Below are 25942 nucleotides of genomic sequence, written 5' to 3' on the forward strand. Positions count from 1 at the left end.
AACGTTTGAAAGCGGGGATGGACATGTCCTTTTTGGATACGATGGACAATAGGATTAAGAAGAAATGGAACTTTGCGGAGCCGACTCCGATCCAGGAGCAGATGATACCCGAAATGATTGCCGGAAAGGATATTGTGGCGGAATCGCCGACAGGGACCGGCAAGACGCTTGCTTATGTACTGCCGATCCTTCAAAAGGTCGACGGTTCCAAGCAGCGGACCCAAGCGCTCATCATGGCACCTTCCCAGGAACTCGCCATGCAGATCGTCAACGTTATCCGTGACTGGACAGCTGAAACGGATATTACGGTGACGCAGCTGATCGGCGGTGCCAACATGCAAAGGCAGATTGAAAAGCTGAAGAAGAAACCGACCATTGTAGTCGGGACACCGGGCCGGATTGTCGAACTGGTGAAGGCGAAACGGCTTAAAATGGCCGACATCGAAACAATTGTCCTTGATGAGGGCGACCAATTGCTGTCAAGGGATTACCGGGTCCTCGTAAAGAATTTGATTGAGGGCGCCAGTCCGGACCGGCAAGTTGCGGTAGTCTCAGCGACCATCACAGACGAAATTGAACTTGTCGCAAAAAATCTGATGAACGACCCTGCTCGATTCCGGGTTTCCCTGGATGAGATGCCTATAACCGCATCCATCGAGCATTCATTCATCAAGACGGACGCCCGGGATAAGACGGATTTGCTGCGGGGGCTCTCCCATATGGAAGGCATCCACGCGCTTGCGTTCATGAACAATGTCGATCAGATCCGCATGAAGGAGATCAAATTGAATCACAACGATGCGCCGATCGCTGTCTTGTACTCGGATATGAGGAAGTTTGAACGGCAGGAGACATTGGAGCGGTTCCGTAAAGGCGATATCAACATCTTGATTGCTACGGATCTTGCGGCCAGAGGATTGGACATTGACGGACTGACGCATGTGATCCACGTGGATGTCCCGCATACGATCGAGCAATACATCCATCGTTCGGGCAGGACAGGACGTGCAGGGCGAGACGGGGAAGTATTGACCCTTCTTTCATACCCGGAGGAGAAGGATTACCGGAAGCTGACGAAGCAATTCAAACCTGTGCAGAAAATCTGGTACCATGGCAAGCTGATGGAAGGGAATGCGAAGACGAAAACGGAGACTGCCGTGAAAAAATCGCCTTCTAAAAAGAAGAAACAGCCGCGCAAGAAATAACGCGGCTGGGCATATAAAGAGACCTGGAACGCTATCAATGCGATCCAGGTCTCTTTTGGCATTATAGTTCAGTCAAGATCATCGGCCCGTCTTTCATGACGATAATCGTATGCTCGATTTGTGCAACTAAGGATTTATCAGGCGTCGCGAACGTCCAGCCGTCACTGAGCTCAATAATATGCTCAGCCTTTTCGGAGATGAACGGCTCGACCGCCAGCACCATGCCTTCAGTCATCAAAGTCTTATCCCATGCATCATAATAGTTCAGGATATGCTGCGGCTCTTCGTGGAGAGATGTGCCAATACCGTGGCCGGTCAAGTTCTTGATGACCGTTAGCCCATTGTCGCGTGCTTCACGTTCCACCGCTTTTCCGATCTGATTCAGCCGTGAGCCGGGTTTCACTTTCGTCATTGCCCGGTCGAAAGCGCTTTTCGCAACGTCACAAAGTTTCTGTTTCCGCTCATCAGAAGCACCTACGACGAATGAGATGCCCGTATCGGCGAAATAACCGCCGAATGATCCCGAGACGTCAATATTCACAAGATCGCCTTCCTGGATCACTTTGGAACCCGGAATGCCGTGGGCCACTTCATGGTTGACACTGATGCATGTGTAGCCTGGAAAATCATATTGATCGATCGGTGCTGAGACCGCTCCTTTTTCGGAGAACAGCCGGCCGCCGATTTCATCCAATTCTTTTGTCGTAATGCCAGGGACCGTGGCCTCTTTCATCGCTTCGCGAATCTCTGCGACGATCCGGCCTATCTTCTGTAACGCTTCGATTTCTTCAGTTGTTTTGACTATCATCTTTACAAGTCCTTTCTGCTCGCATTGCTTTACCATCCATAACTATATCATACGCAGCGGATGTAGAAATGGATGATGCATCCGCTTGGTTCACTTCATCACTTTCACGCCCTGGTAGATGTTCCATACAATTACAACTAGCGTCAATGCGCCGTATATGAGAAGAAACAGGAAAGGGGCCAATCCCCAAAAATCGAAACGTCCAGTCACGATCGTGTTAAGACGCTGTTCGAATGACACAAGGGAGAATGAAAAGATGATGAAACCCGCAATCAGGACAACGACCGGTATGAGATGTGAAAAGAGCGATCGTTTTGCGTTCATCTTCACTTCATGGTCATTGGAAGCGAAATAAACGACAACCGGCAATAGCAGCGGTGAAAAGAATATGCTGAAATAACACAATGCGGATAGTATTTTATTGTTGGCCAATAGGAAAACCTCCTTTTGCGAAAGATTCCGAGTAGAAGTATTTCTTCTGCTCATCTTGTTTCCAATTGTCCCATCATATACAATGAAGGCGACAATTGAATTACAAGACCACAAGGGGGGCCGTTTCTGGCTGAGATTGGACGCATGTCCTGACCCTTAGAACCTGTAAGTTCGCACTTGCGTAGGGATGTGGATGGAAACAGGCATACATAACGAGATGTCCCGGTTCTATCCGGGGCGTCTTTTTTTGTCCGTTTACCGTATCCCTCCAAAATCAAAGGAGGAGAAAAAATGGATCGTAAACGTCTTCAAATGTTGTTGGAAGTTGCTATTTTGGGAGCATTGTCTTTCGTGCTCGATCAGATTACGCTGTTTAAAATGCCGCAGGGAGGGTCGATCACCTTGTCCATGCTGCCGGTCATCGTCATGGCATTCCGCTGGGGACTCGCCGGAGGCATGCTGACAGGATTGCTGACAGGTACTCTGCAGGCTGTAATCGGCGGCACTCTCATACATCCTGTCCAGGGGTTCCTCGACTACTTCGGATCATATACGGTCGTCGGCCTTGCAGCAGTGACGCTCGGCTGGTACCGGAAAGCCATGGCAACCGGCAATAAAGGCGGAATGGCTGCAGCTGTCATTGCAGGAACAGTGATCGGCGGGCTTCTTCGCTACCTTTGCCACTACATCGCTGGAATCGTATTTTACGCACAATACGCAGGTGATCAGCCTGCATGGCTTTACTCATTGATCTATAACGGTTCCTTCATGATTCCGTCCATTATCCTATGTTCAGTAATTGCCGTTCCGCTGTTTGCTTCTTCACAGCGTTTGCTAAAACATGCATAACATGAAAGCCGCCCTCCAGTCTATGGAGAGGCGGCATTTCTTCGTCCTCCCTCCGGATAGTGGAGAACCATGTATGAAGGTATTCAAGCTATTCCCGTTTTGGGTCCCGCAGAAACAGGAAGCTTGCCGCAAGAACGACAAGCAGGAAAATAGCGGCGGACGATACGAATAACTCATCCGTGCCGTTTTTAACAGCTATGCCCAGGAAGGTCCAGATATACACAAGGATAAATACATAATCTCCGTGGTGATACATAAAATGTAGAGCTACAGCCGCACCGATCGTCATATATATGACCGTCCACAGCGGATCGCTGAGCCCCCATCCCGACCAATCATGCAACATCAGAACATATACCAGATTGGAGATGAAGGTGACGGAGGTCCATGCGAAGAACAAAGAGATAGGCGCCCGTTTCGCAAGTTTATTCTCCCGGGAAGGGTAAGTGAAATAAAAAATAGTCAAGGTCAGCAGCAAGGCAGCTTTGACTGCGAGCGACCAGTTGAATTGCTCGAATTGCCAAAGCAGCATCCAGGCAATTTGCAGCCCGCATGCCATGAGAAACAGCACAACCCGCCGAGGCATGAGCTGCGTCTGATCAGATCGGCTCTTGCTGATCCAATAAAAAAGCGATCCATATATGGCCACCCATATGAGAAAGACATAATGGGCCGGATTGAAGAGCACCGGAAGACGGCCGGTAATTTCATTCGTAGTAGTGCCATTCATTGAAAACATGGTGACTGCCAAATTACAGGCGATGGCAGCGACCAATGTAAAAGTCATAAGCAGTAATTTAGACATTCCAAATCCTCCTATATACAAGTATACATAGGAAAGGGCTAAGATGCGCAGGAAAGTATGAAGAATCAATTACAATTCATTTATTTCGATTCCCGAATAGTCGTGGTATAATGAAATGGCAGGTTTTTTTAGAATCTTAAAAATGAATCGGGGGAATCGGCATGACAAAATTAGCGTACTCACAAGTATGGGATTTGGATGTGTTTTTCAAAGGGGGCAGCGAATCTGAGGAGCTCCGCTCGCATTTGGACGAAGCATCGGATAAAATTAAGGCATTCGAAAATAAAGTGAAGGAATTCAGTGTACCCGCATCCCGCGATGATGCTGGACGGGTTGTGGACCTTCTGGAAACGATGAAAGAAACAGCGGTCCACCTTCGCCAGGCTGGCGCAGTCATCGGATGCTACCTTGCGGCTGACACGAAGGATAAAAAAGCGCTCGTCCTCCAGGCGGAGACAAGCACTCTGAGCGCACGCTTCTCAACGGCAGTCCTGGCACTTCAGCAGATGCTTGCGAAGATTGAAGAATCTGTCTGGACTGAGCTTCTCGAAACAGAAGAATTGAAGCAATTCGGTTTCATCTTGAAGGAATGGCGCGAGGAAGTGGCGATGAAGCTTTCAGAAGAAGAGGAAAGCCTGATCACTGCACTCAGTGTCGACGGCTATCATGGATGGGGCCAGTTCTACAACCAGCTGATCGGTGACATCAAAGTGAAAGTCACAATCGACGGCGAAGAGAAAATCCTGTCTGTCGGCCAGGCGAATAACTTGAGCTCAAGTGAAAGCGAAGAACTGCGCAAAAACACATTTGAGGCACTTGAGGATGTGTGGAGCGACCGTGAGGACTTCTTTGCGACGACACTGAACCACCTTGCCGGATTCCGTCTTGCCATCTATGAGAAGCGCGGCTGGGATTCTGTCCTAAAAGAGCCGCTGCTCCGCAACCGGATGAGTGAAGAGACACTTGACGCAATGTGGGGAGCAATCAGTGCGAACAAAGAGCCGTTCGTCCGTTACCTAGGCCGCAAAGCTGAAATGCTCGGCAAGGAAAAGATGGACTGGTATAACCTTGACGCTCCTGTGACTGCCTCCACTAAGAAGATGGAGTACCAGGAAGGTGCGGAGTTCATCCTGAAACATTTCGGTGAATTTGGACCAGAACTGGAAGCTTTTGCGCGTAAGGCATTTGAAGACAGCTGGATTGAAGCGGAAGACCGTCCGAACAAGCGTCCAGGCGGATTCTGTACGGGCATGCCGGCATCTGAGCAATCCCGGATTTTCATGACGTACAGCGGCAGCATGTCGAACGTCGCCACACTTGCTCATGAACTCGGTCACGCATTCCATTCGTATGCACTGCGCCCGGTTCACTTCCTGAATCGCCAATATGCGATGGGCGTTGCGGAGACAGCTTCGACATTCGCTGAAATGATTGTCGCCGATGCATCTGTGAAGGCAGCCGAGTCCAAAGAAGAGAAAATTGCACTTCTTGAAGATAAGATCCAGCGCAGCGTTGCATTCTTCATGAATATCCATGCACGCTTCCTGTTCGAGACTAGATTCTATGAAGAACGAAAAAGAGGAGTCGTGCCGGCATCCCGCCTGAACGAATTGATGGCAGAGGCACAACAGGAGGCTTACGGCGGAGCGCTTGATACGGTCCACCCGCATTTCTGGGCTTCTAAGCTTCATTTCTATATTACAGGGACGCCGTTCTATAACTTCCCATATACATTCGGTTATTTGTTCTCGCTCAGCATATATGCGAAGGCGCTCTCCGAAGGGGAAGGATTTGAACAGAAATACATGGCGCTATTGCGCGATACTGCGGTGATGTCAGTCGAGGATCTTGCGATGAAACATCTTGGAGAAGATATTACAAAGCAAGAGTTCTGGGCTAAGGGTGTCGCGTTATGCGCAGCTGATGTGGAAGAGTTCTTAAAATTGACAGCCGAAGAAAGGTGATTGGCCAGTGATACTGCTTGAAGGGCAAACTTGTTATTTACGGATATTGACAGAGGAGGATGCCGGAATCTTCACCGACATGCTGATTGCGAACAAAGAGTATTGGACGGTATTTGAGCCGAGGCATGACCGAAGCTATTATACCGTGGCTGTGCAAAGGCAGAAGATCAGGGAATCACTTTACCAGATGAGGGACCGGAGAGAATACAATTTTGGCATTTTTGACTCGGAAACGAGCAGGCTCATTGGACATATATCCCTTTACAGCATTAAACGTTTGCCGTTTTCAAGCGGTTTCGTCGGGTATTCGATTGACGAGCGAGAGACGGGGAGAGGACTTGCGACAGAAGCGGTCCGGATTGTGACGAAGTTCGCATTTGAAACGGCCGCACTGCACCGGGTCGAAGCGTTCGTCTCTCCCCGGAATTTCGGGTCTGTGAGAGTGCTCGAGAACGCCGGATATTTGCGGGAAGGCCTTTTGCGGAAGCTCCTCTACATTAATGGCGTCTGGGAAGACCACTATATGTACGCCATGCTGGAGGATGAATTTTGAAAGGGTAAGGCCGCCTGGCGGAGACTGGTTACACAAATAAAAAGTCGATTCCTGTAAGAAGGAATCGACTTTTTATTTGTAGCCGGCGAACTTGCAGACTTAGGGATATTTCCCGGGGAATACTATGTCATTGTTTGGCGTTTAACTGATATCCGTCAACGATGACATCGAGTTTACCAGTAGCAGGATCGACGACAAGGCCGTGAACAGGCACTTTTTTATCCATTAACGGGTGGTTATGGACGACATCCACGCTCCGTTTGACGCTTTCTGTCACATCACTGAAGCCGCGAAGCCATTCTTCCATATTGATGCCTGAGTATTCAAGAGTGGAGAACAGGCTCCGATCTATGCCTCTGTCGACCATTTTCGATATGATCGATTCCGTGTCGATGGAACTCATGCCACAATCGTGGTGGCCGATGATATAGACTTCATCCGCCTGCAGTTCGTAGACAGCAACGAGAATGCTCCGCATGATGCCGCCGAAAGGATGCGTCACGACCGCTCCTGCACTCTTGATGATCTTGGCATCTCCATTTTTCAAGTTCATCGCCTTAGGCAATAATTCAATCAAGCGAGTGTCCATGCAAGTCAGAATGACAATCCGCTTGTTCGGAAATTTGGTTGTGGCATACTGTTCATATTCCTTGTGATCCACAAACTGCTTATTAAATTCAAGAATATTCGTAAGGTTTGTCATGCAGTTGCCTCCAATTCTGATAAAAAATCTCCATATAAATAAAAGAGTCGCCGGATGGCAACTCTTATTTTACGTCCGGCTTCGGATCAATCCGTTCAGCATCTGAAGAATTGAGGGCCTTGCGGAGGTAGTGCATTGTAAAGTATGCAGCAATACCAAGAACGACCATGTAGCCGATAACTGTTGTAAACATCAAGCCCATCTAAAAGACTCCTCTCTATGCAATAGATATTCCTTGCAAGACCATTATACTATAATCCGCTGTATAAATTAAGTGGCGTTTACACGCATTTGTGGCGTATTTTAGAAAGCCCAGTTTCCGCCGCGGAAGATCGGTTCGCGAGTTCCGTCTTCTTTAATGCCGTCGATATCCATCTGATCTGAACCGATCATGAAATCGACATGTGTGATGCTTTGGTTAAGGCCGTGTTCCTCAAGTTCTTTCTGGGACATCGTCTTGCCGCCTTCCAGGCAGAATGCGTATGCGCTGCCGATCGCCAAGTGGTTTGAAGCGTTTTCATCGAACAGCGTATTGTAGAAGAGCAAACCGGAATTTGAAATCGGTGAATCATGTGCGACGAGTGCGACCTCGCCTAGATGCTTGGCGCCTTCATCCGTATCCACGAGATTCTTCAGTACATCCTCGCCAGTCTTCGCTTCGACTTTCACGATTTTGCCGTTTTCAAATGTCACTGTGAAGCCGTCGATGATATTTCCGCCATAGCTGAGCGGTTTCGTATTTGCCACATGTCCGTTGACACCATCTTTATGAGGAACGGTGAATACTTCTTCGGTCGGCATATTGGCCATGAAGGTATTGCCCTGTTCATTGACACTGCCGGCACCGCACCAAATATGGCCAGCAGGAAGATCGATTGTGAGATTCGTTCCCGGCGCTGTGTAATGAAGGGACTTATAGTTTTTGCGGTTCAGATAATCCGCCTTCTCGTGAAGCGTCTCATCGTGGCGTTTCCAAGCATCGACCGGGTTGTCCACATCTGCTCTCACTGCTTTGAAGATGGCATCCCACAAAGCATCGACCTGCTTTTCTTCCGGCAGATCCGGGAATACTTTCTCGGCCCACTTCTTGGAAGGTGCAGCGATGACGGTCCAGCTGAACTTATCGGCCTGCATCATCTGGCGGTATGTATTGAGTGCTTTGCCAGCTGCCTTTTGTGCATCAGCGATCCGAGAAGGGTCAATTCCTTTGAGCAGGTCCGGGCTCTGGGAAACGATGCTCATGACAGCAGCGCCTTCTTTAGCGAGAGTTTCACGCTCGAGCACTTTCCACTCAGGGAACTCAGAGAAGGAATCTGCAGGTGCTTTCTCGTACCGGATGCGTCCTAGCATATCATCAGACCAGTCGACGATCACCTGGCGGGCACCCGCATCATAAGCCTTTTCGGCAATCAGTCGTACAAAGTCTGCGATTTCTATGGAAGCGCTTATATATAGCTTCTGATTTGGCTGGATGTTGGCGCCGACTTTCACGGCGAGCTCAGCATAATTCGCCAATTTTGTTTCAAATGAAGACATATCAAAACTCCTTTCCTCTTTCTATTAATAGTAACAAGTTCGAAGCGGCGGAGCAATTGAAATTGTTCGAATGACGTTGTAACATATTTGAAATAAAATAAGGATTATTCGTGTACAAACCTAAAGAACAGAGGTATTCTGTCGAAATAAGAAGAAGTAGAAGGTTAATATGGAGGTACGGAATATGGACTTATCAACGGTGTTTGGACTCATCATCGGACTTGTCGCACTGTTTGTCGGCATGACGCTAAAAGGGGTAGAACCGACCGTCTTGCTGAACGTGGCAGCCTTGCTGATCATTGTTGCTGGTACGATCGCTTGTGTTGTCATTGCGTTTCCGTTGAAAGAGATAAAAAGGATCCCCAAATTGTTCGGCGTCATCTTCAAGGAACAGAAACTTCCTTCCGATGCTGAATTGATCCGTATGTTTTCCGGGTGGGCAGATATCGCCAGAAGAGAAGGGCTTCTCTCGTTGGAAGCGAAAGCGGATGAAATCTCTGAACCATTTCTGAAGAACGGGCTTGGACTTGCGATTGACGGACAGAATGCCGACTATATCCGTGATGTGCTGTCTGAAGAAGTGGATGCTATGGAAGGACGCCATGCCGCGGGTGCACAGATCTTCACGCAGGCGGGAACCTATGCGCCGACACTCGGGGTACTCGGTGCGGTTGTCGGTTTGATTGCGGCGCTGAAAAATATGAGTGATATTGATGCGCTGGGACATGCCATCTCTGCTGCGTTCGTCGCTACACTTCTCGGTATTTTTACAGGGTATGTTCTCTGGCATCCGTTCGCCAATAAACTGGCCAGAAAATCCAAGGAAGAAGTCAGGCAGAAAATGATGATGATCGAAGGGATCCTATCCGTACTGGAAGGGGAAGCGCCGCGTGTCATTGAACAGAAACTCGCTTCCTACCTCTCAATGGAAGAACGCCGTAAACTAGCAGATAAGAGTGCGGGCGGCAAGGAGGCTGGTCAGGTTGTCGAGGAGACGTAAGAAGAATCATGAAGAAGGACATGTGAATGAATCCTGGCTATTGCCATACGCAGATCTTTTGACTTTGCTGCTGGCCCTTTTCATCGTCCTGTTCGCGTCAAGCTCAGTCGATGAAGCGAAATTCAGCCAGATTTCCTCTGTTTTCAATGAGATTTTTGATGGAGGGAAAGGCGTGATGGAGAGCTCATCTCCTACGACGGTTCCTGTTCCTAAAGATGACGCCGGTAAAGAAAGTGACAGTTCTTCTTATCTTGAGGATCAGCGTTCCCTTGGAGAAATCCAAGACAAGGTCGATAACTATATCGCTGTGCAGGAACTTGAAAACCAGTTCCAGACAAAACTTACGGATGAAGGGTTGCTGATCACCATCCGGGACAGTGTCCTGTTTGAACCGGGAAAAGCGACAGTCAGCCCGCAGTATAAGAATATCGCGAAAGATATCGGCGATCTTCTTCTCTTTGACAAGCCGCGTCAGATTGTCATAACGGGACATACAGATAATATTCCGATCCATACGGCTGAATTCGATTCGAACTGGGATCTGAGCAATATGCGCGCATATAACTTCCTGAAAATCATCGTGCGTGACAGCAAACTGGATCCACGGCTTTTCAGCACGAAAGGTTATGGTGAATATCAGCCGATCGCCTCGAATGACACAGCAGAAGGGCGCAGCAAAAACCGCCGGGTCGAAGTGCTGATCCAGCCGCTTGTCATGAAAGATGGTACAGCAGTTGAATGATTGCATATGAAAAGGACCGCTCCAAGATAGGGAGGGCACTGAAAATCTTACGATTTCAAGAAGATTTCTCCTTAGAAACAAAAAAGAGGCGATTTCTGTTCGATTTTGAACAGAAATCGCCTCTTTTCTTCCTCTTATTATTGCACTTTCTCTGTTAAGAGCTTCAGGATCCGTTTCAGATTGACTGCGAATATCGTGGTCGCTGCCTGAACATCCATGCCAAATAAACCCGCGGATTTGGCCGTATGAAACCCATGGGCATGTTTCAGTTCACTATTTTTCGCTTCAATCTTATATCTTTCCCGCGCAAGTTTCTTAAAGTGTTCTGTCTCCTGGAAAGCAGCCTGTTCTACATGTTCCGCCGATTTGATGGATACGGAATAGGTCTTGCTTTTGGCCCCTTCCTTGTAACAGCCCTCTCGCATTGGACACGTCTTGCATTTTTCGATATCGAAATAGAACGTCATGGACTGGTTTTTCCCCTGGCCTTTTTTGCCAGTTCGTGCCTTCCGCGTCGCAAGATGTCCCGCCGGGCAGACAAACATACCGGCATCCTTGTTGAAATCAAACGCCTGTGTCCTGGTCCCGTTCAGAATCGGATTCAGTTTGGAGATCAATTGGATCTCTTCCTTCTGGGTATAGATCAGGTTATCTTTTCCTGAATATGCCGCGTCGCCAAGTACCGTGCTAATTTCCATGCCAGCCGTTCTGCTTTTTTCGATTAGTTCCTTTAGGTAGTGTCCATCGCTTTTTTCACCCGTCGTAATAGTTGCCGCCGTGATGATCCGTTCATCACACATCGCAAGATGCGTCTTATATCCAAAAAAGGAGGAATCCGCCGATTTATGGCCTACCCGTGCGTCTTGATCCCCGGAATATGCAAGGTGGTGTTGGGTATCCTCGACTATTTCCTTCAATGTGTTCAAACGCTCTTTGACAGCGGGCACCTCGGCGATTTGGGGTTCGTTCTCGAGTACGGTGATGACCTTCTCACAATAAGCCAATTCCTCGTCCATCTCCTGGGAAATTGGTTTCTCAGGAAACCTTTCTTTCATCGATTCATCGATTTTATAGACAGCTTTCCGCACATTCTTTGCTTTCTCTTGGAGGAACTCCCTCGGTGATTTTTGATTAAACCGAGCCTTTGTGTGGGTGGCATCCACAATCAAGGTCTTGCTTGTGATGAGCTTCTTATCCAGCGCAATCTCGACTGTCTTCCCGATCAGCATGTCTAATAGACCGACGTCCTGTAGACGCAGTCTGCGGAATTTCGTGAGTGAGCTTGGATCGATGACTTCATCTTCTGGCGCCATGCCTAGGAAATACTTGAAGGACATGTCGTATTTAGATCGTTCCACAAGATCGACATCAGACAGATCGTGGATCGCTTTTAACAGAAGATATTTGAACATACGGATGGGAGGAATCGCGTTCCGACCGTTATCGAGACAGTATTTAGTCTTCAGCTCATCAAGGATGAAAGAGAAATCGACCAGCTCATTGATTTGTCGAAGCATATTGTCTTTCGGCACAACGAGATCGTAGATCGCCATGTAGGGACTTAAGGGAAGGGTTTCTTGGTTTGAAATCATGAGACGCACCACCTGTGTTTTCTTACCATAAAGTATACAGGATTATTCTAGTGGATTGTAGTGGAAGGCGGCGACTCCAGCGGGAACAGCGCGAGCCGAAGACCCTGGACGGAGCGCAGCGAAGGAAGCGGCTGAGGCCGTGCCCGCGGAAAGCGTCCGCCTGGAACGGAAATCCACGGCGCCAAAGGGAAAAGCTCAGCAGGAAACGATAAATCGTTTCCTGCCGAGCTAAAAAGCAACTTGGGTACTTTTTCAGTGCCCTCAAGATAGGAGCGGTCCTTTTGTCAGCTGCGCAGTGAACCGAGTTCCGCGGCAATCGCCTGCATTTCATTCGGCGAGAAGGTGTCGCGTTTCATCACCATTTCGTATAAATACTGAAGGTCTTCATAATGCTTTAAACTGAAACTATCTGATTTCATTGCATCCACATTGACCATGCGCAGCTTGTCCTTGATCTGCTCGATCATGAATGTCATATTTTCTTGCGTAGGGTTTGTCAAATCCATTAGGTACTCCGCCTTTCTGTTGCTTCGGACTCCATCATTCCATTATTCTGAAGTCGTGTCAACTGCGGACTTCCCAAATCTTTCAGCTTCCTTCTCTTCTATCATCTTAGCCCTGAAACGCTTCGTCTCAAATACAATGACTCCCGACAAGCCAAGCAGGCCGATCAAGTTCGGAATTGCCATGAGACCATTCAAGACATCCGCAAGCGCCCAGACTGCATCCAGCGTCGCGACCGAACCGACAAAGATGAAGAGTACGAATACGATCCGGTAGCCAAGCACTGCCTTCGGATTCGGGAAGAGATACTGGAAGCACTTCTCTCCATAGTACGACCAGCCGAGAATCGTCGAAGTCGCGAAGAAGATGAGGCCGATCGAGACGATGATCGGACCGGCTCCTCCTAGGAACGTGCCGAACGCTTCCGCTGTCAATGCACCTTTTTCAATGCCTTCCGCCCATTTGTTGGACATGACGATCGTGACACCTGTGATGGAACAGATGATCAAAGTGTCGAAGAGGACTTGCGTCATTGAAATCAGCGCCTGGCGTCCAGGCAGATCTGTCCGTGCAGCAGCTGCTGCAATCGGAGCAGAGCCAAGGCCTGCTTCGTTCGAGAAGAGACCGCGCGCAACGCCAAAGCGGATGACCGCTCCGACAGCACCGCCAGCGACCGCTTGTCCAGTGAATGCATCTTTGAAAATCAGTGCGAACGCATCAGGTACGAGGTTGAAGTTCGTCACCACAATGATTAATCCGGCGATGAAATAGAATAGGGCCATGATCGGAACGAAGAATGCCGTTACCCGTCCGATCGATTTGATGCCGCCTAGTATTACGAGTGCCCCGAAGACGACCAGAGCGATTCCAGTCACCCAAAAAGGCACGTTGAATGTGCTGTTCATAGCATCCGCGACCGCTTTTGACTGTGTTCCGTTCCCGATGCCGAATGCCGCAAAAGCTCCGAAGACGGCGAACATGACGCCAAGCCATTTCTGTTTCAATCCATGCTCCAGATAATACATAGGTCCGCCAGCCATTTGGCCTCTCGCGTCCTTCGTCCGGTATTTGACGGCAAGGATCGCTTCGCCATACTTTGTCGCCATGCCGAAGAATCCAGCGAGCCACATCCAGAATACCGCTCCCGGTCCGCCGGTTGCCACTGCACCTGCTACACCGACGATATTACCGACACCGACCGTTGCCGCCATTGCGGTCATCAGAGCTTGGAACTGGGAAATATCTCCGGTCGCTTTTTTGTCATGTCTCCTTGAGAATACCTGTTTCAATGAATACGGCAATAGACGAATTTGAATGAATGCCAGCCTTGCAGTTAAATAGACGCCGGTCCCCACGAGCAGAATCAGCAGCGGCGGCCCCCAGACGTAACCGCTTATCTTCTCTAAAAACTCTGTGATTTGATCCATTTCTCCGTTACCCCCTTTTTTTAACTAGCTTCCTGTACTAGATGGTCTCTTGGATATCCCACCTTTCACTCTCTTTTTTTAACCGGAACATAAAGATAACTAGTCCTATTGTTAATATTCCGAAATTGTGAGCCTGTAGTCAAGTACTTTTTTAGCCAATCGGATGGTTGTTTGTTTTAATTGGCCATAGGGTATAATATGATATGCAAAATTAGTCGGAATTGGAGGCATAGACATGAACAATAGCAAATTTGGAAGGTTCATCTTGTTAGGGGCTCTTGTAGGTGCGCTCGCCAGCATGCTCGACCGTGCGACACGGGAGCAAACTGTCCAGAAAGCGAAGGGTCTTGCAATCGAAGCGAAGTACTATGCAAAAAACCGTGATGCACTGATGGACAAGATCAATCAGCAAAAAGAGAAGTACCAGTCTGTCTATGAACAGCTTTCTGGCGATGCTAAGTTCATCAAACAGCAAGTGGAAGAGCTGAAAACACTTACTCCGCAAGTGAAGGAAGTTGTCATGAGCACAAAAGATGCCGTGATGGATTCAACTGAGGATGTGAAGGAAATCGTTCAAGGAGATGCGGAAACGGCTGCAAAAAAGTGAAGGGCTTGGAAAGGAGTGAGTCTGATGTGAACGACAATTACAAGCAAACTCCCCGGAAGCCTATTTATCCAAATGATGAAAAAGACGATGACAAAGGTTCGAAACTGAAAGGTTTCCTCGCTGATGTGAAAGATGGGGACTTGGAGAAGTTTGATGTGACAACAACAAACGGTTTCTTTAAGGAACTGATTGTCCGGATCAAGAAAGTCGATGTGACGGGTTTAGGTTCACAGCTCGCCTTCTTTTTCCTGTTGTCTCTTTTCCCGCTACTACTCTCGTTAATAACTTTGCTGCCATATTTGCATCTCGATCAGTCGCAGATTTTTCTGTTCCTTCGGGAATATGCACCGGAAAATGTCTATAATCTCATAAAAGGAACGCTGGATGAGATATTGAAGAACCGGAACGGAGGGCTCCTATCCATTGGTCTGCTGGCGACCATCTGGTCAGCTTCCAAAGGGATGAATGCCTTGACGAAAGCGTTGAACAGATCCTATTTTGTTGAGGAGACACGGTCATTCATCGTCGCCCGCGGCATGTCTGTCGTCTTTACGGTCGCTTTGATCGCCGTGTTGCTTGTCGCCTTGCTGCTGCCTGTGTTCGGTCAGCAGATCGGTTCTCTGCTGTTCTCTTATTTCGGCCTGGAAGAAGGCTTCCTGAAATTATGGAACAGCTTACGCTGGGTCATTCCACCGATCCTCATTTTCCTCGTATTCACGATGGTCTATTGGCTGGTGCCAAATATGAAGGTTCATTTTAAAAGTGCGCTTCCTGGCGCATTATTTGCGACAGTCGGCTGGATTTTGACGTCACTGGCATTTTCGTTCTACGTCGGAAACTTTGGAAACTACTCGAAGACATACGGCAGTATCGGGGCCATTATCGTCCTCATGCTATGGCTCTATATCTCTTCGATCATTCTCATACTCGGCGGACAGATCAACGCCGTCATGACGGAGCGGAAACAAGCCAAACTGGCGAAAGAAAAGAGCAATGCCATCCATTGAGGAGGCATTGCTCTTTCGTTTTGGTCACCCGTCACTTGATTGTGTTCAGCATTCGCAGTCCGTTTAAGATGACGAGGATTGTGCTTCCTTCATGTCCGATAACGCCTAGCGGCAAATCGACAGCCTGCATGAAGTTAGAGATGATCAAAATGACGATGACTGAGATGGAGAAAAATACATTCTGTTTGACGATGCGTTCCATCTTCCGCGATAGGTTAATGGCGTAAGGCAGGCGGTTCAAGTCATTTTGCATCAATACTACATCAGCCGTCTCAAGTGCCACATCCGTCCCTTCACCCATCGCAATGCCGCTTGTCGCAGTCGCGAGAGCAGGCGCATCATTGATGCCGTCGCCGACCATGCCGACTTTGCCGTATTTTGCGAGAAGTCCTTTGACTTCATCCACCTTCGTCTCAGGCAGACACTCTGCGACGAACGTTTCGACGCCTGCTTCTTTAGCGATGGCTGCTGCAGTCCGTTCGTTATCACCTGTAAGCATAATAGGGCTAATGCCTAATTGATGCAATTTGCGGATGGCTTCTTTTGCCTCGGGGCGTATTTTATCTTTCAAGGCAACGGAGGCGAGGATGCCTTCATCATCTTTCATGTAAATGACAGTTTTGCCTTCTTCCGACAAAGTGGAAGAAATACCTCCTTTAAAGTCGCGAGCCAGTTCAGCACCGACAAATCGCGGATTTCCAACCAGGAGTGTACCATGCCCAGTCATCGCGCGGATTCCATATCCGGGAACATCCTCAATTTGCCTTGGAACCTGGATGGCGGCACCTTGCTCATTCGCATATTGGACAATTGCCAGGGCGAGTGGGTGGTTGGACTGTGACTCGATACCGGCTAGTATAGAAAGGATCTCCTGCTCGTTTACCCCGTCACGGACTAGAAAATCCGTGACTGTCGGTTTGCCAGTGGTCAATGTCCCAGTTTTATCAAAGGCGACTGCCTGCAGCGAGCCGACATGTTCCAAGTGAATGCCGCCTTTGAACAGCACGCCCCGTTTCGCGCCATTTGAAACCGCGGCTAGGGTGGCGGGCATAATCGAAGCAACCAATGCGCATGGGGAGGCGACGACAAGCAAAACAATTGCTCTATAGAAAGTCGTCGTCCAATCCCAGCCGAACAGATAATGCGGCAAAAACATCATAAGGAAAACAGTTCCGATGACGATTTTGACGTAGGTGCCTTCAAAACGTTCAATGAATTGCTGGGAAGGGGATTTCTCACTTTGCGCGTTTTGAACAAGTGCAATGATTTTCTGGAAGAGTGTCTCAGAGCTCGGTTTTGTCATTTCCATTTGAATTGCGCCGCTCATGTTGACTGTCCCGGCAAAGAGCTCATCACCCACTGTTCTGGAAACAGGTACAGACTCTCCGTTAATTGCAGACATGTCGATGGAAGTGGCCCCTTGTTTCACAACTCCATCGACCGGAATCCGTTCGCCCGGCTTGACGAGCAACACAGAGCCGACGGTGAGGGAAGAGGTGGGCACTTTGACCGTTGCCCCGTCTTCCTGGATGAGCCATGCCTCTTCGGGCTGCATTTCCATTAAAGCTGAAATCTCTTTATGGCTCTTATTCATGGTATACGTCTCGAGAGCACCGCTGATCGCGAAAATGAAAATCAGGATTGCGCCTTCCGCCCAATAGCCGATGATTGCAGATCCTATCGCAGCGAACACCATCAGCATCTCGACATTCAATTCACGGTCCTTGATGGTTTCCTCGATGCCTTCCTTTGCTTTGGCGAAGCCGCCGATCAAAAATGCAAGAATATATAGGGTGATGGACACCTTGTTCATTTCCTCGTGGCCGATCATCCAGGCGGCTAGAATCAGAATTCCTGACAGGATGGCGGCGCCAAGCTCCGCAAATGCAGTCCATTGAATCGGTTTTCGTTCGGTTTCTACAGATTGAATTGTCATTTATACCCCTCCTAATTGAGAATGAATTTCACTATCATAATGCTGAATAAAGTGGGAAAGTCGATTCCTTCTTGGGGTATCGACTTTTGTTTGTCTGTTTAATAATGATTATGTAATTGTAATTATTATTAAGTACCACTAGTATAGCATGAGAAAACTGATTTTGTTACCGATATGCATACAAATTTTTTATGGGGGGTGGTAAACAGAAAGCTGTCGAACTTCAGGAGGTTTAATTGGAACAAAAAAACGCTCATTTCTGAGCGCCTTCAGGGTGGATGAGGATTTGAACTTCATCTTTATATTTATCTTTGAGTTCTCCGATTCTCTTTTCTGCAAGAGCTGATAAGGTTTCAACTTATCGAAGTATCAAGAAAAAAGGCCCTATCTGAAAATCGATAGGGCCTCGCTGCTTAAGCGAACACTTTTTCCTTATGCTGCGCAAGCTTGTCTAGTGACGATTGGTCGACATCCGCATGCAGGCTGTTGCCATGCGAGTCCATCGTGACGACCGCGGTAAAATCTTCTACGCGCAAATGCCACATCGCTTCCGGTATGCCGAATTCGAGCAAGTCGACACCTTCGACGGCTTTGATGCAGTCGGCGTAATACTGGGCAGCTCCGCCAATTGCGTTTAAGTAGACGCCGCCATGTTCTTTGAGAGCCGCAAGTGTTTTAGGCCCCATTCCGCCTTTGCCGATCACAGCACGGATGCCGAACTTCTTCATGATGTCGCCTTGGTACGGCTCCTCACGAATAGAAGTCGTCGGGCCGGCAGCTTTGATCTCATACGAGCCGTCTTCATTTTTAAGGACAACGGGACCGCAGTGATAGATGATCTGGCCGTCCAGGTCGACAGGGGCATCGTTCTCCATCAGATGGTGATGGATTGCATCCCGTCCCGTATACATGCGGCCGCTGATCTTGACGACGTCACCTACGTTCAATGAACGGATCTTTTCTTCTGTGATCGGCGCGGTCAGCTCGACAACCTTACCCGACAGGGCGCCGTCTTCAGCAGGCTCATCAAATTTCAGCTTCTCGCCTTCATTATAATGCCAGTCCATGATCTCGCCGGTAGCTGCATCCACATCAATCGCCATTCTGCGGAACGCCCAGCAGTTATAGGCGACCGATACATAGAAGCTTGCCGGGATGCGGTGCATGACGCCGATTTTGCAGCCGAGCAATGTCGCTTCACCGCCGAAGCCCATCGTCCCGATGCCGAATGTATTGGCTGTCCGCAATATGTATTGTTCCATCGCCGCTAGTTCCGGCCGCGGGTTGACATCATCCAGCTCGCGGAACAATTGCTCTTTTGCGAGGTCGTAGCCGGAGGAACGGTCGCCGCCGATGCCAACGCCGATGAATCCAGCGGAGCATCCTTGTCCTTGTGCCTGGTAGACGGAGTGAAGAATGCATTTACGGATGCCGTCGAGATCCCGTCCTGCGCGGCCGAGCCCTTCCAGTTCAGTCGGAAGGCTGTATTGGATGTTCTTGTTCTCACAGCCGCCGCCCTTCAGGATCAGCTTCACCTCAATATGATCTTCTTCCCACTGTTCAAATTTGAAGACAGGAAGCCCTTCACCGAGATTGTTCCCGCTGTTTTCGCCCGTCAATGAATCAACTGCGTTCGGACGAAGTTTGCCGTCTTTCGTCGCTTGATCGATCGCTCGGCGTATTGCAGCTTTGATCTCAAGCTGATTCACGCCAATCGGTGTTTTGATTTTGAATGTCGGAAGACCTGTGTCCTGGCAGATGGGAGACAGTTTCTCGTCCGCCATATTGACATTCCGGGCAATCGTATCAAGGCTCATCGCCGCCCTTGTTCCTGCATCTTCCATTTCGCGCGCAGACTTCACAGCACGGCGGACATCTTTCGGCAGCGCCGTAGATGTCTCGCAGATCAACGCATACATGCTCTTTTCCAAATTCTCTATGTACATTCAGATTTCCCCCTGCATCATCAGTTATCTGTTTTCAGCTGTTCCATTTGCTGTTCAATCTCATCGACAAGCCCGATCAGCTGGTCAATCTCATGCAAATCTGTCGTTTCTGGTTCCATTGTATCCAGCTTTTCAAGGAATTGATTGAGACGGACTTTCAGCTGTTCCACTTGTCCGTTATTGTTTGGAGTTTCCAAGCGCCACACCTCTTTTCATCTGTCTTATCGTATATCAATTGAAGCGATTGTTCAATGGGAGGAAGAGAAGCGGAACTGCACGTTAATTAATAGAAAAGATAATCCAATCAAAACATTTGAAAACTACTAAAGGTTATGATATAGTTAATTTATTCTAAAGCAAAGGAGGCCGTAGAGTAGGGACGAATCTATTCCTTATGAAGAAGGAGGGATCCGTGAACGTTCAGTGGCACTGCTGCCAGAGCGACTACGACATCTTTATGCAAATGGAAAGTGACAGTATTACTCAGATGTAAAGGCCCAGCCATAATCTGCCATCAGATATGGACTGGGCCTTTTCGTGTTCACTGAGTCATAGAAGGTCGTATGTTTCCACAATCTTGATCGACTGTTCCACTGAGCGTGCCATGGAACAGTTTTTTGCCGTCAGTTCAAGGACTCTCTCCATCTTAGCTTCGTCGACCGATGAGCCTTTTATTGTGAAGTGCAAATGGATCTTTTCAAGACGGTCGGCTTCATCGGGATTTCTTACGACTTCTTTCGCTTCCACAGTAATATGCTCGGCCGGCATGCGCATCTTGTCCAAGATCTTGCGCATGACACCGCCGCTGCATACCGCAACCGAGGAGACGAGAAGCTGATACGGGCGGAATCCATATTCATCCTTAGGAGAGATGTGAAGCTTGCCGTACGCTGTTTCGGTTTCGAAACCGTTTTCAGTCATTTCGAATTTCATCGTTATCATTCCTCCTTGTGCTACTATTGTATAAGAATTTCGCAAACATAAGGAGCAGATTGCTTATGGAATTAACGCAACGGATGGAACGGAACCGTTTTTGGATTCTCGTTCTCATTGTCTCGATCTCCGGGTTTTCGCAAGGGATGCTGCTGCCCCTGATTTCCGCCATATTTGAGCGGGATGGCGTATCGAGCACCTTGAACGGCCTGAACGCGACAGGCTTATACATAGGTACATTATTAGTATCCCCATTTATGGAAGCGCCCCTTCGGAGGTTCGGCTATAAGCCGGTCATCATTTTTGGCGGGATTGTCGTCTTCGCCTCGCTCCTCCTTTTTCCGCTTTGGAAAAGCGCTGTGTTTTGGTTCGCACTGCGCCTGCTGATCGGAATCGGGGACCATGCGCTCCATTTTTCAACGCAGACATGGATCACCAGTACGTCGCCTCAGAATCGCCTGGGGCGCAATATCGCCGTCTATGGCCTTTCGTTCAGCGCGGGATTTGGCCTCGGTCCGCTATTTGTTCCGCTGGTCAATGTATTTGAGGGTCTGCCGTTCATCGTTTCGGGCCTGCTCTGCATGCTGGCGTGGTCATTCGTCTTTACGCTCCGCAATGATTTTCCGGATGCGGTATCCGGCAACGAGACGGATGGCCGGCGCTTCTTTGGCCGCGCGAAGATGACAGTGCTTGTGGCGGGCGTCGCATTTCTTGGCCCATTCGGTTATGGATTCCTCGAATCGTCCTTGAACGCGATGTATCCGGTCTATGCTCTGCGGAGCGGCATTGCACTTGGTTCGGTGTCGCTCATTTTAGCGGCATTCTCATTCGGCGCCATCCTGTCACAACTGCCGCTTGGCATGCTGTCAGACAAAATCGGGAGGCGCGCGGTCGTCTTGATGGCATATGCAGGAGGGGCGGTTGCCTTCTTCCTGGCGAGCTTGTCAGGCACTTCTGTACCTTATATACTTGCTGCCATCTTTCTTGCCGGCATCTTCCTCGGTTCGGTCTTTTCACTAGGCATTTCCTATATGTCGGATTTGACGCCAAAAGATCTGCTGCCGACAGGGAACTTGCTCTGCGGTATCTTCTTCAGTCTCGGCAGTCTCACTGGACCTTTTGTTGGCGGACTATTCCTCGAGCATACGGAAGGAATCAGCTTCCTGCTCATCTTGGCGATCTTTTTCGCGCTATTGTTCGTCGCAGGTTTCATCGGCGGTAAAAAAGGCAGGGTGCACTGAGCCCCTGCCTTTCCTATTTGCTGTCATTCCGTAATCAAGTCCGCGCCTTCATATTCTGCGACAAGTTCATCGAGCGAGCGGAAGACGTACCCTTGTTTTTTCGCATCGCGGATAAAATCAGGCAGCGCCTGTGCATTATCGGGCGAGACGGTGTGCATGAGAATCAATGCTCCCGGATGAAGCTGGTTCATCAGCTCATTATAAGCATAATCACGGCCTTTCGGTTTATCCGCATGCCAGTCGATGAAAGCGACTGACCAGAAAATATGCCTGTATCCGAGTTCGTTGGCCTGCGCGAGCAATGATTCACTGAAGATCCCCTGTGGCGGTCTGAAATAGTGGGTACGTCTGACGCCTGCTGTTTTCATCAGCAATTCATCAAAGCTTTTCAGCTCCTCTTCCACTTTGGCGGCTGGTGCATTTGCCATATTCGGATGATTGAACGAATGATTTCCGATCGTATGTCCTTCTTTCACCATCCGCTGAACGAGAGGGGCGGCGCTCTTCAAGTAATGCCCTGTTAAAAAGAAGGTGGCAGGCGCTTCTTCCTTTTTCAGCGTATCGAGAATCGTCTCCGTATAGCCGTTTTCATATCCGTTATCAAACGTCAGATAGGCCACCTTTTCGTCGGGTTTGCCTTTGTAAAGAGCGCCGTGTTTCTCCAGCAGTTCATTGAGCGAGGCTCCTGCATCCGGCGGCACGCCGCCTGTCGACTTCTTGAAGCCCCAGTGGAACTCCTCCGCGCTTGCGGCGAATGGATTGAACAGGATACCGACAATAATAATGAAAGCGGCCATCAAAATGCCTGGTCCATGATGTTCCATACGTACCCTCCTTTTTGAGGGTAGGATGGAGTCTTTCCATCAATTTATACATTATGCCAGTAAATCGCGCAGTGCATCCTCCATGACAGGATACTTGAATTCAAACCCGGCGTTTTGCAATTTTTGCGGAAGGACATGCTGCCCTTCCAGCACAAGGGCGCTCTTGTCGCCTAGTGCAAGCTTCATCATAAAACCGGGAACTGGGAACCAGTAAGGTCTGTGCAGGACGCCCGCAATTGCTTTGCCGGTATCGCTCATGCGTTTCGGGAAAGGAGATGACACGTTTACAGGACCATGGAGATCAGGCGTGTTAATGGCGAAAAGGATCGCCCGAGCCACGTCCTCTACATGGACCCACGACACCCACTGCCTGCCGCTTCCGATTTTTCCGCCGGCAAACAGTTTATAAGGAAGGACGAGCAGCGGCAGGGCGCCTTCATCCTTGCCGAAAACTGTGGCAAACCTTGTAAAGACAGTCCGGATGCCGTCCGTTTCGGCCTGCGCCGCTTTTTTCTCCCAATCAGCGACTGTCGTTCCTAGTATTCCGGTATCGCGCTCGGCCGACTGTTCCGTATAGATGGTATCTTCCGAAGCGGGATAGATGCCGACTGCGCTGGCGTTCACCAGGAAATCAGGTTTTTCTTTCATAGCCCTCATGATCCGCAGCACCTCATCTGTCGCTTCCATCCGGCTATCGTAAATGGCGCGGCGATGTGATTCCGACCATCTGCCATCATTGATTGATACGCCTGCCAGGTTCACAAAGGCATCGGCATGCCCGATTGCTTCTTCGGGCTTCGCCTCGTCCACCAGCCACTGCACGTACCTGATTCCGTCTTCCTCGCGTGGCCTCCCTCTTGTCAGGATGATGATTTCATGTCCGTCTTGCTGCGCTAGATCCGTCAGCACGCGGCCTACGAAACCTGTACCGCCCGTAATGACGATTTTCATGGCATTCGCTCCTCTCTGTTTGAAGTGACCCCGCGCCTGGATAGCTGTATACTTAAAAGGCAGGGGAGGTAGTGTACTTGTCTGTTATAACGAAAATAACACAACAGAAACGCGATAGCGAGCGTTACAATATTTTCATAGACGGGACATATTCATTCAGCGTCCATGAAACTGTACTTGTGAAGTTCGGCCTTACGAAAGGGATGCCGTTGGATGAATGGGCGCTTGGTGAGATTGAGTACGAGGACCAGATTGAAAAGGCGTTCAATAAAGCCCTCCATTATCTGGCGTTCCGCATGCGGAGTGAAGCGGAAGTGAAAGAGAAGCTTGCCGCAAAAGAATTTGGTGAAGCGGTCATCATGGAAGCGATTGTGAAATTGAGACGACTTGGGTTTCTGAATGACGAAGCGTTCTCCAAGGCGCTGCTCGAGACGCAGAAGAACACGTCGAACAAAGGGCCGAAAGCGATCCAGCAGGAACTCAGGAAAAAGGGGATTACAAAAGAATTGCAAGAGAAGACAATTGAGATGTATTCCGAGGATGAGCAGCGGAGCCGGGCTGCGAAACTGGCAGAAAAGGCGGTCCGCAGCAATACGAATGACCCGCCCGCTAAATTGAAGCAGAAGATCCAGAACGCCTTATTGCGGAAAGGGTTTTCCTATGGCATTGTCAATGACGTGATCGATTCACTAGAAGTCGAGGTTGCGGATGATGAATGGGACCGGATGACCGAATCGATCGGCGAGAAGGCATGGCGCAGGTATTCGGCTAAGCATTCCGGCTATGAACGGGTGAACCGGGTGAAACAGGCGATGTACCAGAAAGGGATTCCGATGGACAGGATCAACAGGTTCATCGAAATGAAGGAGCTTGAAGAACATGGAGAATAAGAAGAACTACGGTGAGATGTCCGAGCATGAGCTCCGGCAGGAAATCGCGAACTTGATGGAGAAGGCGCGCAAGGCGGAGCAGCTCGGCATCATTAATGAATATGCAGTCTATCAGCGAAAAGCGACGATGGCTCAGTCCTATCTTGTCGATCCAAGCACGATTGTGCCAGGGGAGGTATACCGGATTGAAGGGGACGAGGGCGTCTTCTTCAAAGTCGATTATTTGAAGGGGCGGTTCGCCTGGGGATATCGGCTCGGAGGGGAACTTGCCGCAGAAGCATTGCCGATCGCAATGCTGAAACCGTTGAAATCTGGCAAATGATGTCGAAAGGACAAGGCTATTTCCACGTGGAACCGCAGAAACAGGCAATTGCGGACATGTTTTCCCCGCGGACTTCTGTCAGGTTTCCTTTTGAAGACACATGAAAAACAATCGTCAGGAGCTATCCTGGCGATTGTTCATGTGCAGTATTACTTAAGAATTGGGGACAAACTTCAATTTCTTGCGCAGCTTATCTTCAGAAAAGATCCAGCCTGTGTATGAATTGACGACATTCAGATCCTCATCGATATGGGCGACGGCAACGAAAGGATAGTAGCCCTTGCTCCGGTACCTAAGGTCGATGAGCCGCACTTCGACAAGATCGCCATGGTAGGAAATCGCCCATCTGTAAATGGGGGAAAACGAGACGAACGCCTTCACGTTCGGATCTTCCATCGCGGCGTCGATATAGGGAGATTTCGGCATTGGTTTGCGCTCGAATTTATCATAGATATTGACGGAGCGCTTGTAGGCGCGTCCGACATAATGGCAATGCTCGTTCGATGCGGCGACCCTCCACTGGAAGAACGCCATCGTCGGTGCGATGAATATATCCGTCGCATCCGGCACCGTGTTCTGCACCGCTTTTTTGACGGCGGCCTTCACTGCGAACCTCAGCAAATAGTAGAGGAACAGGACGACGTAAAGCACGATGAAAGTGAATACCGGATTTGCTCCCAGCACCCACGCCAGAATCGCGACAACATGCAGGCCGAAGATGATCGGGTCGAAGGTGTTGATGACGCCGATCGCGACCCATTTGTTTGAAAATGGACGCAGCGCCTGGGTGCCGTACGAGTTGAATATATCAACAAACACATGCAGGAACACAGCCAGGAAAGTCCATGCCCATACATGGATATAGTTCGCTTCCGGCAATATGAATGAAAGAAGCACTGATATGACAAGCGGCCAGAGAAGGACCGCGGGGACCGAGTGTGTGATCCCTCTATGGTTTCGTATATAAACCGCGTTGTTCCGCAGTTTCAGAACAGTATCGATGTCTGGGACGAGGGAACCGGCGGCAATTCCGACAAATGCGGCGGACATTGTCACGGTATCCGAGGAAATAGCAGGATCCGCCAGTGCGATGCCGCAGAGGGCCGCGCTCATGACGACATGAGTTCCTGTATCCAAATCATCACTCCTTCCGCCTGCAAAGCGC

Annotated in this window: 27 protein-coding genes and 1 riboswitch; of the genes, 11 read left to right on the forward strand and 16 right to left on the reverse strand. The window is 49.3% G+C overall.

Annotated features, from left to right (window positions below):
- The first annotated feature begins 23 nt into the window (after positions 1–23).
- Positions 24–1205, forward strand: coding sequence for a DEAD/DEAH box helicase (locus ACZ5FK_RS14165; protein WP_464805521.1), 1182 nt, complete (start codon positions 24–26; stop codon positions 1203–1205).
- A gap of 61 nt (positions 1206–1266) precedes the next feature.
- Here ACZ5FK_RS14165 and map read toward each other — a convergent pair whose 3' ends face one another.
- Together map and ACZ5FK_RS14175 are read right to left on the reverse strand one after the other, a co-directional pair.
- Positions 1267–2013, reverse strand: coding sequence for a type I methionyl aminopeptidase (gene map / locus ACZ5FK_RS14170; protein ID WP_464805522.1), 747 nt, complete (start codon positions 2011–2013; stop codon positions 1267–1269).
- Between the two features lie 90 nt (positions 2014–2103).
- On the reverse strand, positions 2104–2445 hold the full coding sequence (locus tag ACZ5FK_RS14175; protein WP_464805523.1) for a magnetosome magnetite crystal formation protein family: 342 nt from the start codon (positions 2443–2445) through the stop codon (positions 2104–2106).
- Positions 2446–2548: 103 nt separating this feature from the next.
- Positions 2549–2650: riboswitch (TPP riboswitch) on the forward strand.
- Between the two features lie 86 nt (positions 2651–2736).
- Here ACZ5FK_RS14175 and thiT point away from each other — a divergent pair.
- A complete protein-coding gene (gene thiT, locus ACZ5FK_RS14180; RefSeq protein ID WP_464805524.1) occupies positions 2737–3294 on the forward strand; it encodes an energy-coupled thiamine transporter ThiT in 558 nt (185 codons plus the stop codon).
- A gap of 88 nt (positions 3295–3382) precedes the next feature.
- Here the strand turns inward: thiT and ACZ5FK_RS14185 are convergent, their stop codons facing one another.
- Complete coding sequence (locus ACZ5FK_RS14185; RefSeq protein ID WP_464805525.1) at positions 3383–4099, reverse strand: tryptophan-rich sensory protein; 717 nt, start codon at positions 4097–4099, stop codon at positions 3383–3385.
- A gap of 161 nt (positions 4100–4260) precedes the next feature.
- Here ACZ5FK_RS14185 and ACZ5FK_RS14190 point away from each other — a divergent pair, with 161 nt between their 5' ends.
- Positions 4261–6063 (forward strand): M3 family oligoendopeptidase, encoded by a 1803-nt coding sequence (locus tag ACZ5FK_RS14190; protein ID WP_464805526.1) that lies wholly within the window; start codon positions 4261–4263, stop codon positions 6061–6063.
- 7 nt (positions 6064–6070) lie between these two features.
- A complete protein-coding gene (locus ACZ5FK_RS14195) occupies positions 6071–6616 on the forward strand; it encodes a GNAT family N-acetyltransferase (RefSeq protein ID WP_464805527.1) in 546 nt (181 codons plus the stop codon).
- Positions 6617–6743: 127 nt separating this feature from the next.
- On the opposite strand, the gene ACZ5FK_RS14200 is transcribed toward ACZ5FK_RS14195, so the two are convergent.
- The 3 genes from ACZ5FK_RS14200 to ACZ5FK_RS14210 all read right to left on the reverse strand — a co-directional run bounded on the left by ACZ5FK_RS14200 (position 6744) and on the right by ACZ5FK_RS14210 (position 8855).
- Positions 6744–7319, reverse strand: coding sequence for a beta-class carbonic anhydrase (locus ACZ5FK_RS14200; RefSeq protein WP_464805528.1), 576 nt, complete (start codon positions 7317–7319; stop codon positions 6744–6746).
- Positions 7320–7383: 64 nt separating this feature from the next.
- The gene (locus ACZ5FK_RS14205) at positions 7384–7521 is read right to left on the reverse strand and encodes a hypothetical protein (protein WP_464805529.1); all 138 of its coding nucleotides are present in this window, start codon (positions 7519–7521) and stop codon (positions 7384–7386) included.
- Positions 7522–7622: 101 nt separating this feature from the next.
- Positions 7623–8855, reverse strand: a complete 1233-nt coding sequence (locus tag ACZ5FK_RS14210) for an aminopeptidase (RefSeq protein ID WP_464805530.1) — start codon at positions 8853–8855, stop codon at positions 7623–7625.
- Between the two features lie 184 nt (positions 8856–9039).
- Between ACZ5FK_RS14210 and motA the strand changes: the two genes are divergently transcribed.
- A complete protein-coding gene (gene motA, locus ACZ5FK_RS14215; RefSeq protein ID WP_464805531.1) occupies positions 9040–9855 on the forward strand; it encodes a flagellar motor stator protein MotA in 816 nt (271 codons plus the stop codon).
- A complete protein-coding gene (gene motB / locus ACZ5FK_RS14220) occupies positions 9839–10597 on the forward strand; it encodes a flagellar motor protein MotB (RefSeq protein WP_464805532.1) in 759 nt (252 codons plus the stop codon). The genes motA and motB overlap by 17 nt, the downstream gene beginning before the upstream one ends.
- 137 nt (positions 10598–10734) lie before the next feature.
- Here the strand turns inward: motB and ACZ5FK_RS14225 are convergent, their stop codons facing one another.
- From ACZ5FK_RS14225 to ACZ5FK_RS14235, 3 genes are all read right to left on the reverse strand, one after another.
- Positions 10735–12189, reverse strand: a complete 1455-nt coding sequence (locus tag ACZ5FK_RS14225; RefSeq protein WP_464805533.1) for an IS1182 family transposase — start codon at positions 12187–12189, stop codon at positions 10735–10737.
- Between the two features lie 284 nt (positions 12190–12473).
- Positions 12474–12695 carry a DUF1128 domain-containing protein gene (locus ACZ5FK_RS14230; RefSeq protein WP_464805534.1) on the reverse strand — a complete coding sequence of 74 codons (222 nt, stop codon included), beginning with the start codon at positions 12693–12695 and terminating at the stop codon, positions 12474–12476.
- A 42-nt stretch (positions 12696–12737) separates the two neighbouring features.
- The gene (locus tag ACZ5FK_RS14235) at positions 12738–14120 is read right to left on the reverse strand and encodes an alanine/glycine:cation symporter family protein (RefSeq protein ID WP_464805535.1); all 1383 of its coding nucleotides are present in this window, start codon (positions 14118–14120) and stop codon (positions 12738–12740) included.
- 235 nt (positions 14121–14355) lie between these two features.
- On the opposite strand from ACZ5FK_RS14235, the gene ACZ5FK_RS14240 reads away from it, so the two are divergent.
- Positions 14356–14727 (forward strand): YtxH domain-containing protein, encoded by a 372-nt coding sequence (locus tag ACZ5FK_RS14240; protein ID WP_464805536.1) that lies wholly within the window; start codon positions 14356–14358, stop codon positions 14725–14727.
- A 26-nt stretch (positions 14728–14753) separates the two neighbouring features.
- Positions 14754–15734 carry a YihY/virulence factor BrkB family protein gene (locus ACZ5FK_RS14245; protein ID WP_464805537.1) on the forward strand — a complete coding sequence of 327 codons (981 nt, stop codon included), beginning with the start codon at positions 14754–14756 and terminating at the stop codon, positions 15732–15734.
- A 31-nt stretch (positions 15735–15765) separates the two neighbouring features.
- Here the strand turns inward: ACZ5FK_RS14245 and ACZ5FK_RS14250 are convergent, their stop codons facing one another.
- The 4 genes from ACZ5FK_RS14250 to ACZ5FK_RS14265 all read right to left on the reverse strand — a co-directional run bounded on the left by ACZ5FK_RS14250 (position 15766) and on the right by ACZ5FK_RS14265 (position 20549).
- Positions 15766–17670 (reverse strand): heavy metal translocating P-type ATPase, encoded by a 1905-nt coding sequence (locus tag ACZ5FK_RS14250; RefSeq protein WP_464805538.1) that lies wholly within the window; start codon positions 17668–17670, stop codon positions 15766–15768.
- A 413-nt stretch (positions 17671–18083) separates the two neighbouring features.
- Positions 18084–19616 (reverse strand): fumarate hydratase, encoded by a 1533-nt coding sequence (locus ACZ5FK_RS14255; protein ID WP_464805539.1) that lies wholly within the window; start codon positions 19614–19616, stop codon positions 18084–18086.
- Between the two features lie 20 nt (positions 19617–19636).
- Positions 19637–19813, reverse strand: a complete 177-nt coding sequence (locus tag ACZ5FK_RS14260; protein WP_464805540.1) for an SE1561 family protein — start codon at positions 19811–19813, stop codon at positions 19637–19639.
- 352 nt (positions 19814–20165) lie between these two features.
- A complete protein-coding gene (locus ACZ5FK_RS14265; RefSeq protein ID WP_464805541.1) occupies positions 20166–20549 on the reverse strand; it encodes an OsmC family protein in 384 nt (127 codons plus the stop codon).
- Between the two features lie 65 nt (positions 20550–20614).
- On the opposite strand from ACZ5FK_RS14265, the gene ACZ5FK_RS14270 reads away from it, so the two are divergent.
- Positions 20615–21790 (forward strand): MFS transporter, encoded by a 1176-nt coding sequence (locus ACZ5FK_RS14270; RefSeq protein ID WP_464805542.1) that lies wholly within the window; start codon positions 20615–20617, stop codon positions 21788–21790.
- Between the two features lie 23 nt (positions 21791–21813).
- Here the strand turns inward: ACZ5FK_RS14270 and pdaA are convergent, their stop codons facing one another.
- Positions 21814–22614 (reverse strand): delta-lactam-biosynthetic de-N-acetylase, encoded by an 801-nt coding sequence (gene pdaA / locus ACZ5FK_RS14275; protein ID WP_464805543.1) that lies wholly within the window; start codon positions 22612–22614, stop codon positions 21814–21816.
- Positions 22615–22665: 51 nt separating this feature from the next.
- Positions 22666–23565, reverse strand: a complete 900-nt coding sequence (locus ACZ5FK_RS14280; RefSeq protein ID WP_464805544.1) for a TIGR01777 family oxidoreductase — start codon at positions 23563–23565, stop codon at positions 22666–22668.
- A 71-nt stretch (positions 23566–23636) separates the two neighbouring features.
- Between ACZ5FK_RS14280 and recX the strand changes: the two genes are divergently transcribed.
- Together recX and ACZ5FK_RS14290 are read left to right on the forward strand one after the other, a co-directional pair.
- Positions 23637–24455, forward strand: coding sequence for a recombination regulator RecX (gene recX / locus ACZ5FK_RS14285; protein WP_464805545.1), 819 nt, complete (start codon positions 23637–23639; stop codon positions 24453–24455).
- Positions 24445–24777, forward strand: coding sequence for a YfhH family protein (locus ACZ5FK_RS14290; RefSeq protein WP_464805546.1), 333 nt, complete (start codon positions 24445–24447; stop codon positions 24775–24777). Before recX ends, ACZ5FK_RS14290 begins: the two co-directional genes overlap by 11 nt.
- Positions 24778–24930: 153 nt before the next feature.
- Here the strand turns inward: ACZ5FK_RS14290 and ACZ5FK_RS14295 are convergent, their stop codons facing one another.
- Complete coding sequence (locus ACZ5FK_RS14295; RefSeq protein ID WP_464805547.1) at positions 24931–25914, reverse strand: metal-dependent hydrolase; 984 nt, start codon at positions 25912–25914, stop codon at positions 24931–24933.
- Between the last annotated feature and the right edge of the window lie 28 nt (positions 25915–25942).

This window comes from Sporosarcina sp. GTC18466, assembly GCF_055389225.1.

Bases quoted from the DNA above. Each gene is read 5' to 3' on its own strand.
- ACZ5FK_RS14165 (WP_464805521.1), top strand. From the start codon at position 24: ATGTCCTTTTTGGATACGATGGACAATAGGATTAAGAAGAAATGGAAC.
- map (WP_464805522.1), bottom strand. From the start codon at position 2,013: ATGATAGTCAAAACAACTGAAGAAATCGAAGCGTTACAGAAGATAGGC.
- thiT (WP_464805524.1), top strand. From the start codon at position 2,737: ATGGATCGTAAACGTCTTCAAATGTTGTTGGAAGTTGCTATTTTGGGA.
- ACZ5FK_RS14185 (WP_464805525.1), bottom strand. From the start codon at position 4,099: ATGTCTAAATTACTGCTTATGACTTTTACATTGGTCGCTGCCATCGCC.
- ACZ5FK_RS14190 (WP_464805526.1), top strand. From the start codon at position 4,261: ATGACAAAATTAGCGTACTCACAAGTATGGGATTTGGATGTGTTTTTC.
- ACZ5FK_RS14200 (WP_464805528.1), bottom strand. From the start codon at position 7,319: ATGACAAACCTTACGAATATTCTTGAATTTAATAAGCAGTTTGTGGAT.
- ACZ5FK_RS14205 (WP_464805529.1), bottom strand. From the start codon at position 7,521: ATGGGCTTGATGTTTACAACAGTTATCGGCTACATGGTCGTTCTTGGT.
- ACZ5FK_RS14210 (WP_464805530.1), bottom strand. From the start codon at position 8,855: ATGTCTTCATTTGAAACAAAATTGGCGAATTATGCTGAGCTCGCCGTG.
- motA (WP_464805531.1), top strand. From the start codon at position 9,040: ATGGACTTATCAACGGTGTTTGGACTCATCATCGGACTTGTCGCACTG.
- ACZ5FK_RS14225 (WP_464805533.1), bottom strand. From the start codon at position 12,189: ATGATTTCAAACCAAGAAACCCTTCCCTTAAGTCCCTACATGGCGATC.
- ACZ5FK_RS14230 (WP_464805534.1), bottom strand. From the start codon at position 12,695: ATGGATTTGACAAACCCTACGCAAGAAAATATGACATTCATGATCGAG.
- ACZ5FK_RS14235 (WP_464805535.1), bottom strand. From the start codon at position 14,120: ATGGATCAAATCACAGAGTTTTTAGAGAAGATAAGCGGTTACGTCTGG.
- ACZ5FK_RS14240 (WP_464805536.1), top strand. From the start codon at position 14,356: ATGAACAATAGCAAATTTGGAAGGTTCATCTTGTTAGGGGCTCTTGTA.
- ACZ5FK_RS14250 (WP_464805538.1), bottom strand. From the start codon at position 17,670: ATGACAATTCAATCTGTAGAAACCGAACGAAAACCGATTCAATGGACT.
- ACZ5FK_RS14255 (WP_464805539.1), bottom strand. From the start codon at position 19,616: ATGTACATAGAGAATTTGGAAAAGAGCATGTATGCGTTGATCTGCGAG.
- ACZ5FK_RS14265 (WP_464805541.1), bottom strand. From the start codon at position 20,549: ATGAAATTCGAAATGACTGAAAACGGTTTCGAAACCGAAACAGCGTAC.
- ACZ5FK_RS14270 (WP_464805542.1), top strand. From the start codon at position 20,615: ATGGAATTAACGCAACGGATGGAACGGAACCGTTTTTGGATTCTCGTT.
- pdaA (WP_464805543.1), bottom strand. From the start codon at position 22,614: ATGGAACATCATGGACCAGGCATTTTGATGGCCGCTTTCATTATTATT.
- ACZ5FK_RS14280 (WP_464805544.1), bottom strand. From the start codon at position 23,565: ATGAAAATCGTCATTACGGGCGGTACAGGTTTCGTAGGCCGCGTGCTG.
- ACZ5FK_RS14290 (WP_464805546.1), top strand. From the start codon at position 24,445: ATGGAGAATAAGAAGAACTACGGTGAGATGTCCGAGCATGAGCTCCGG.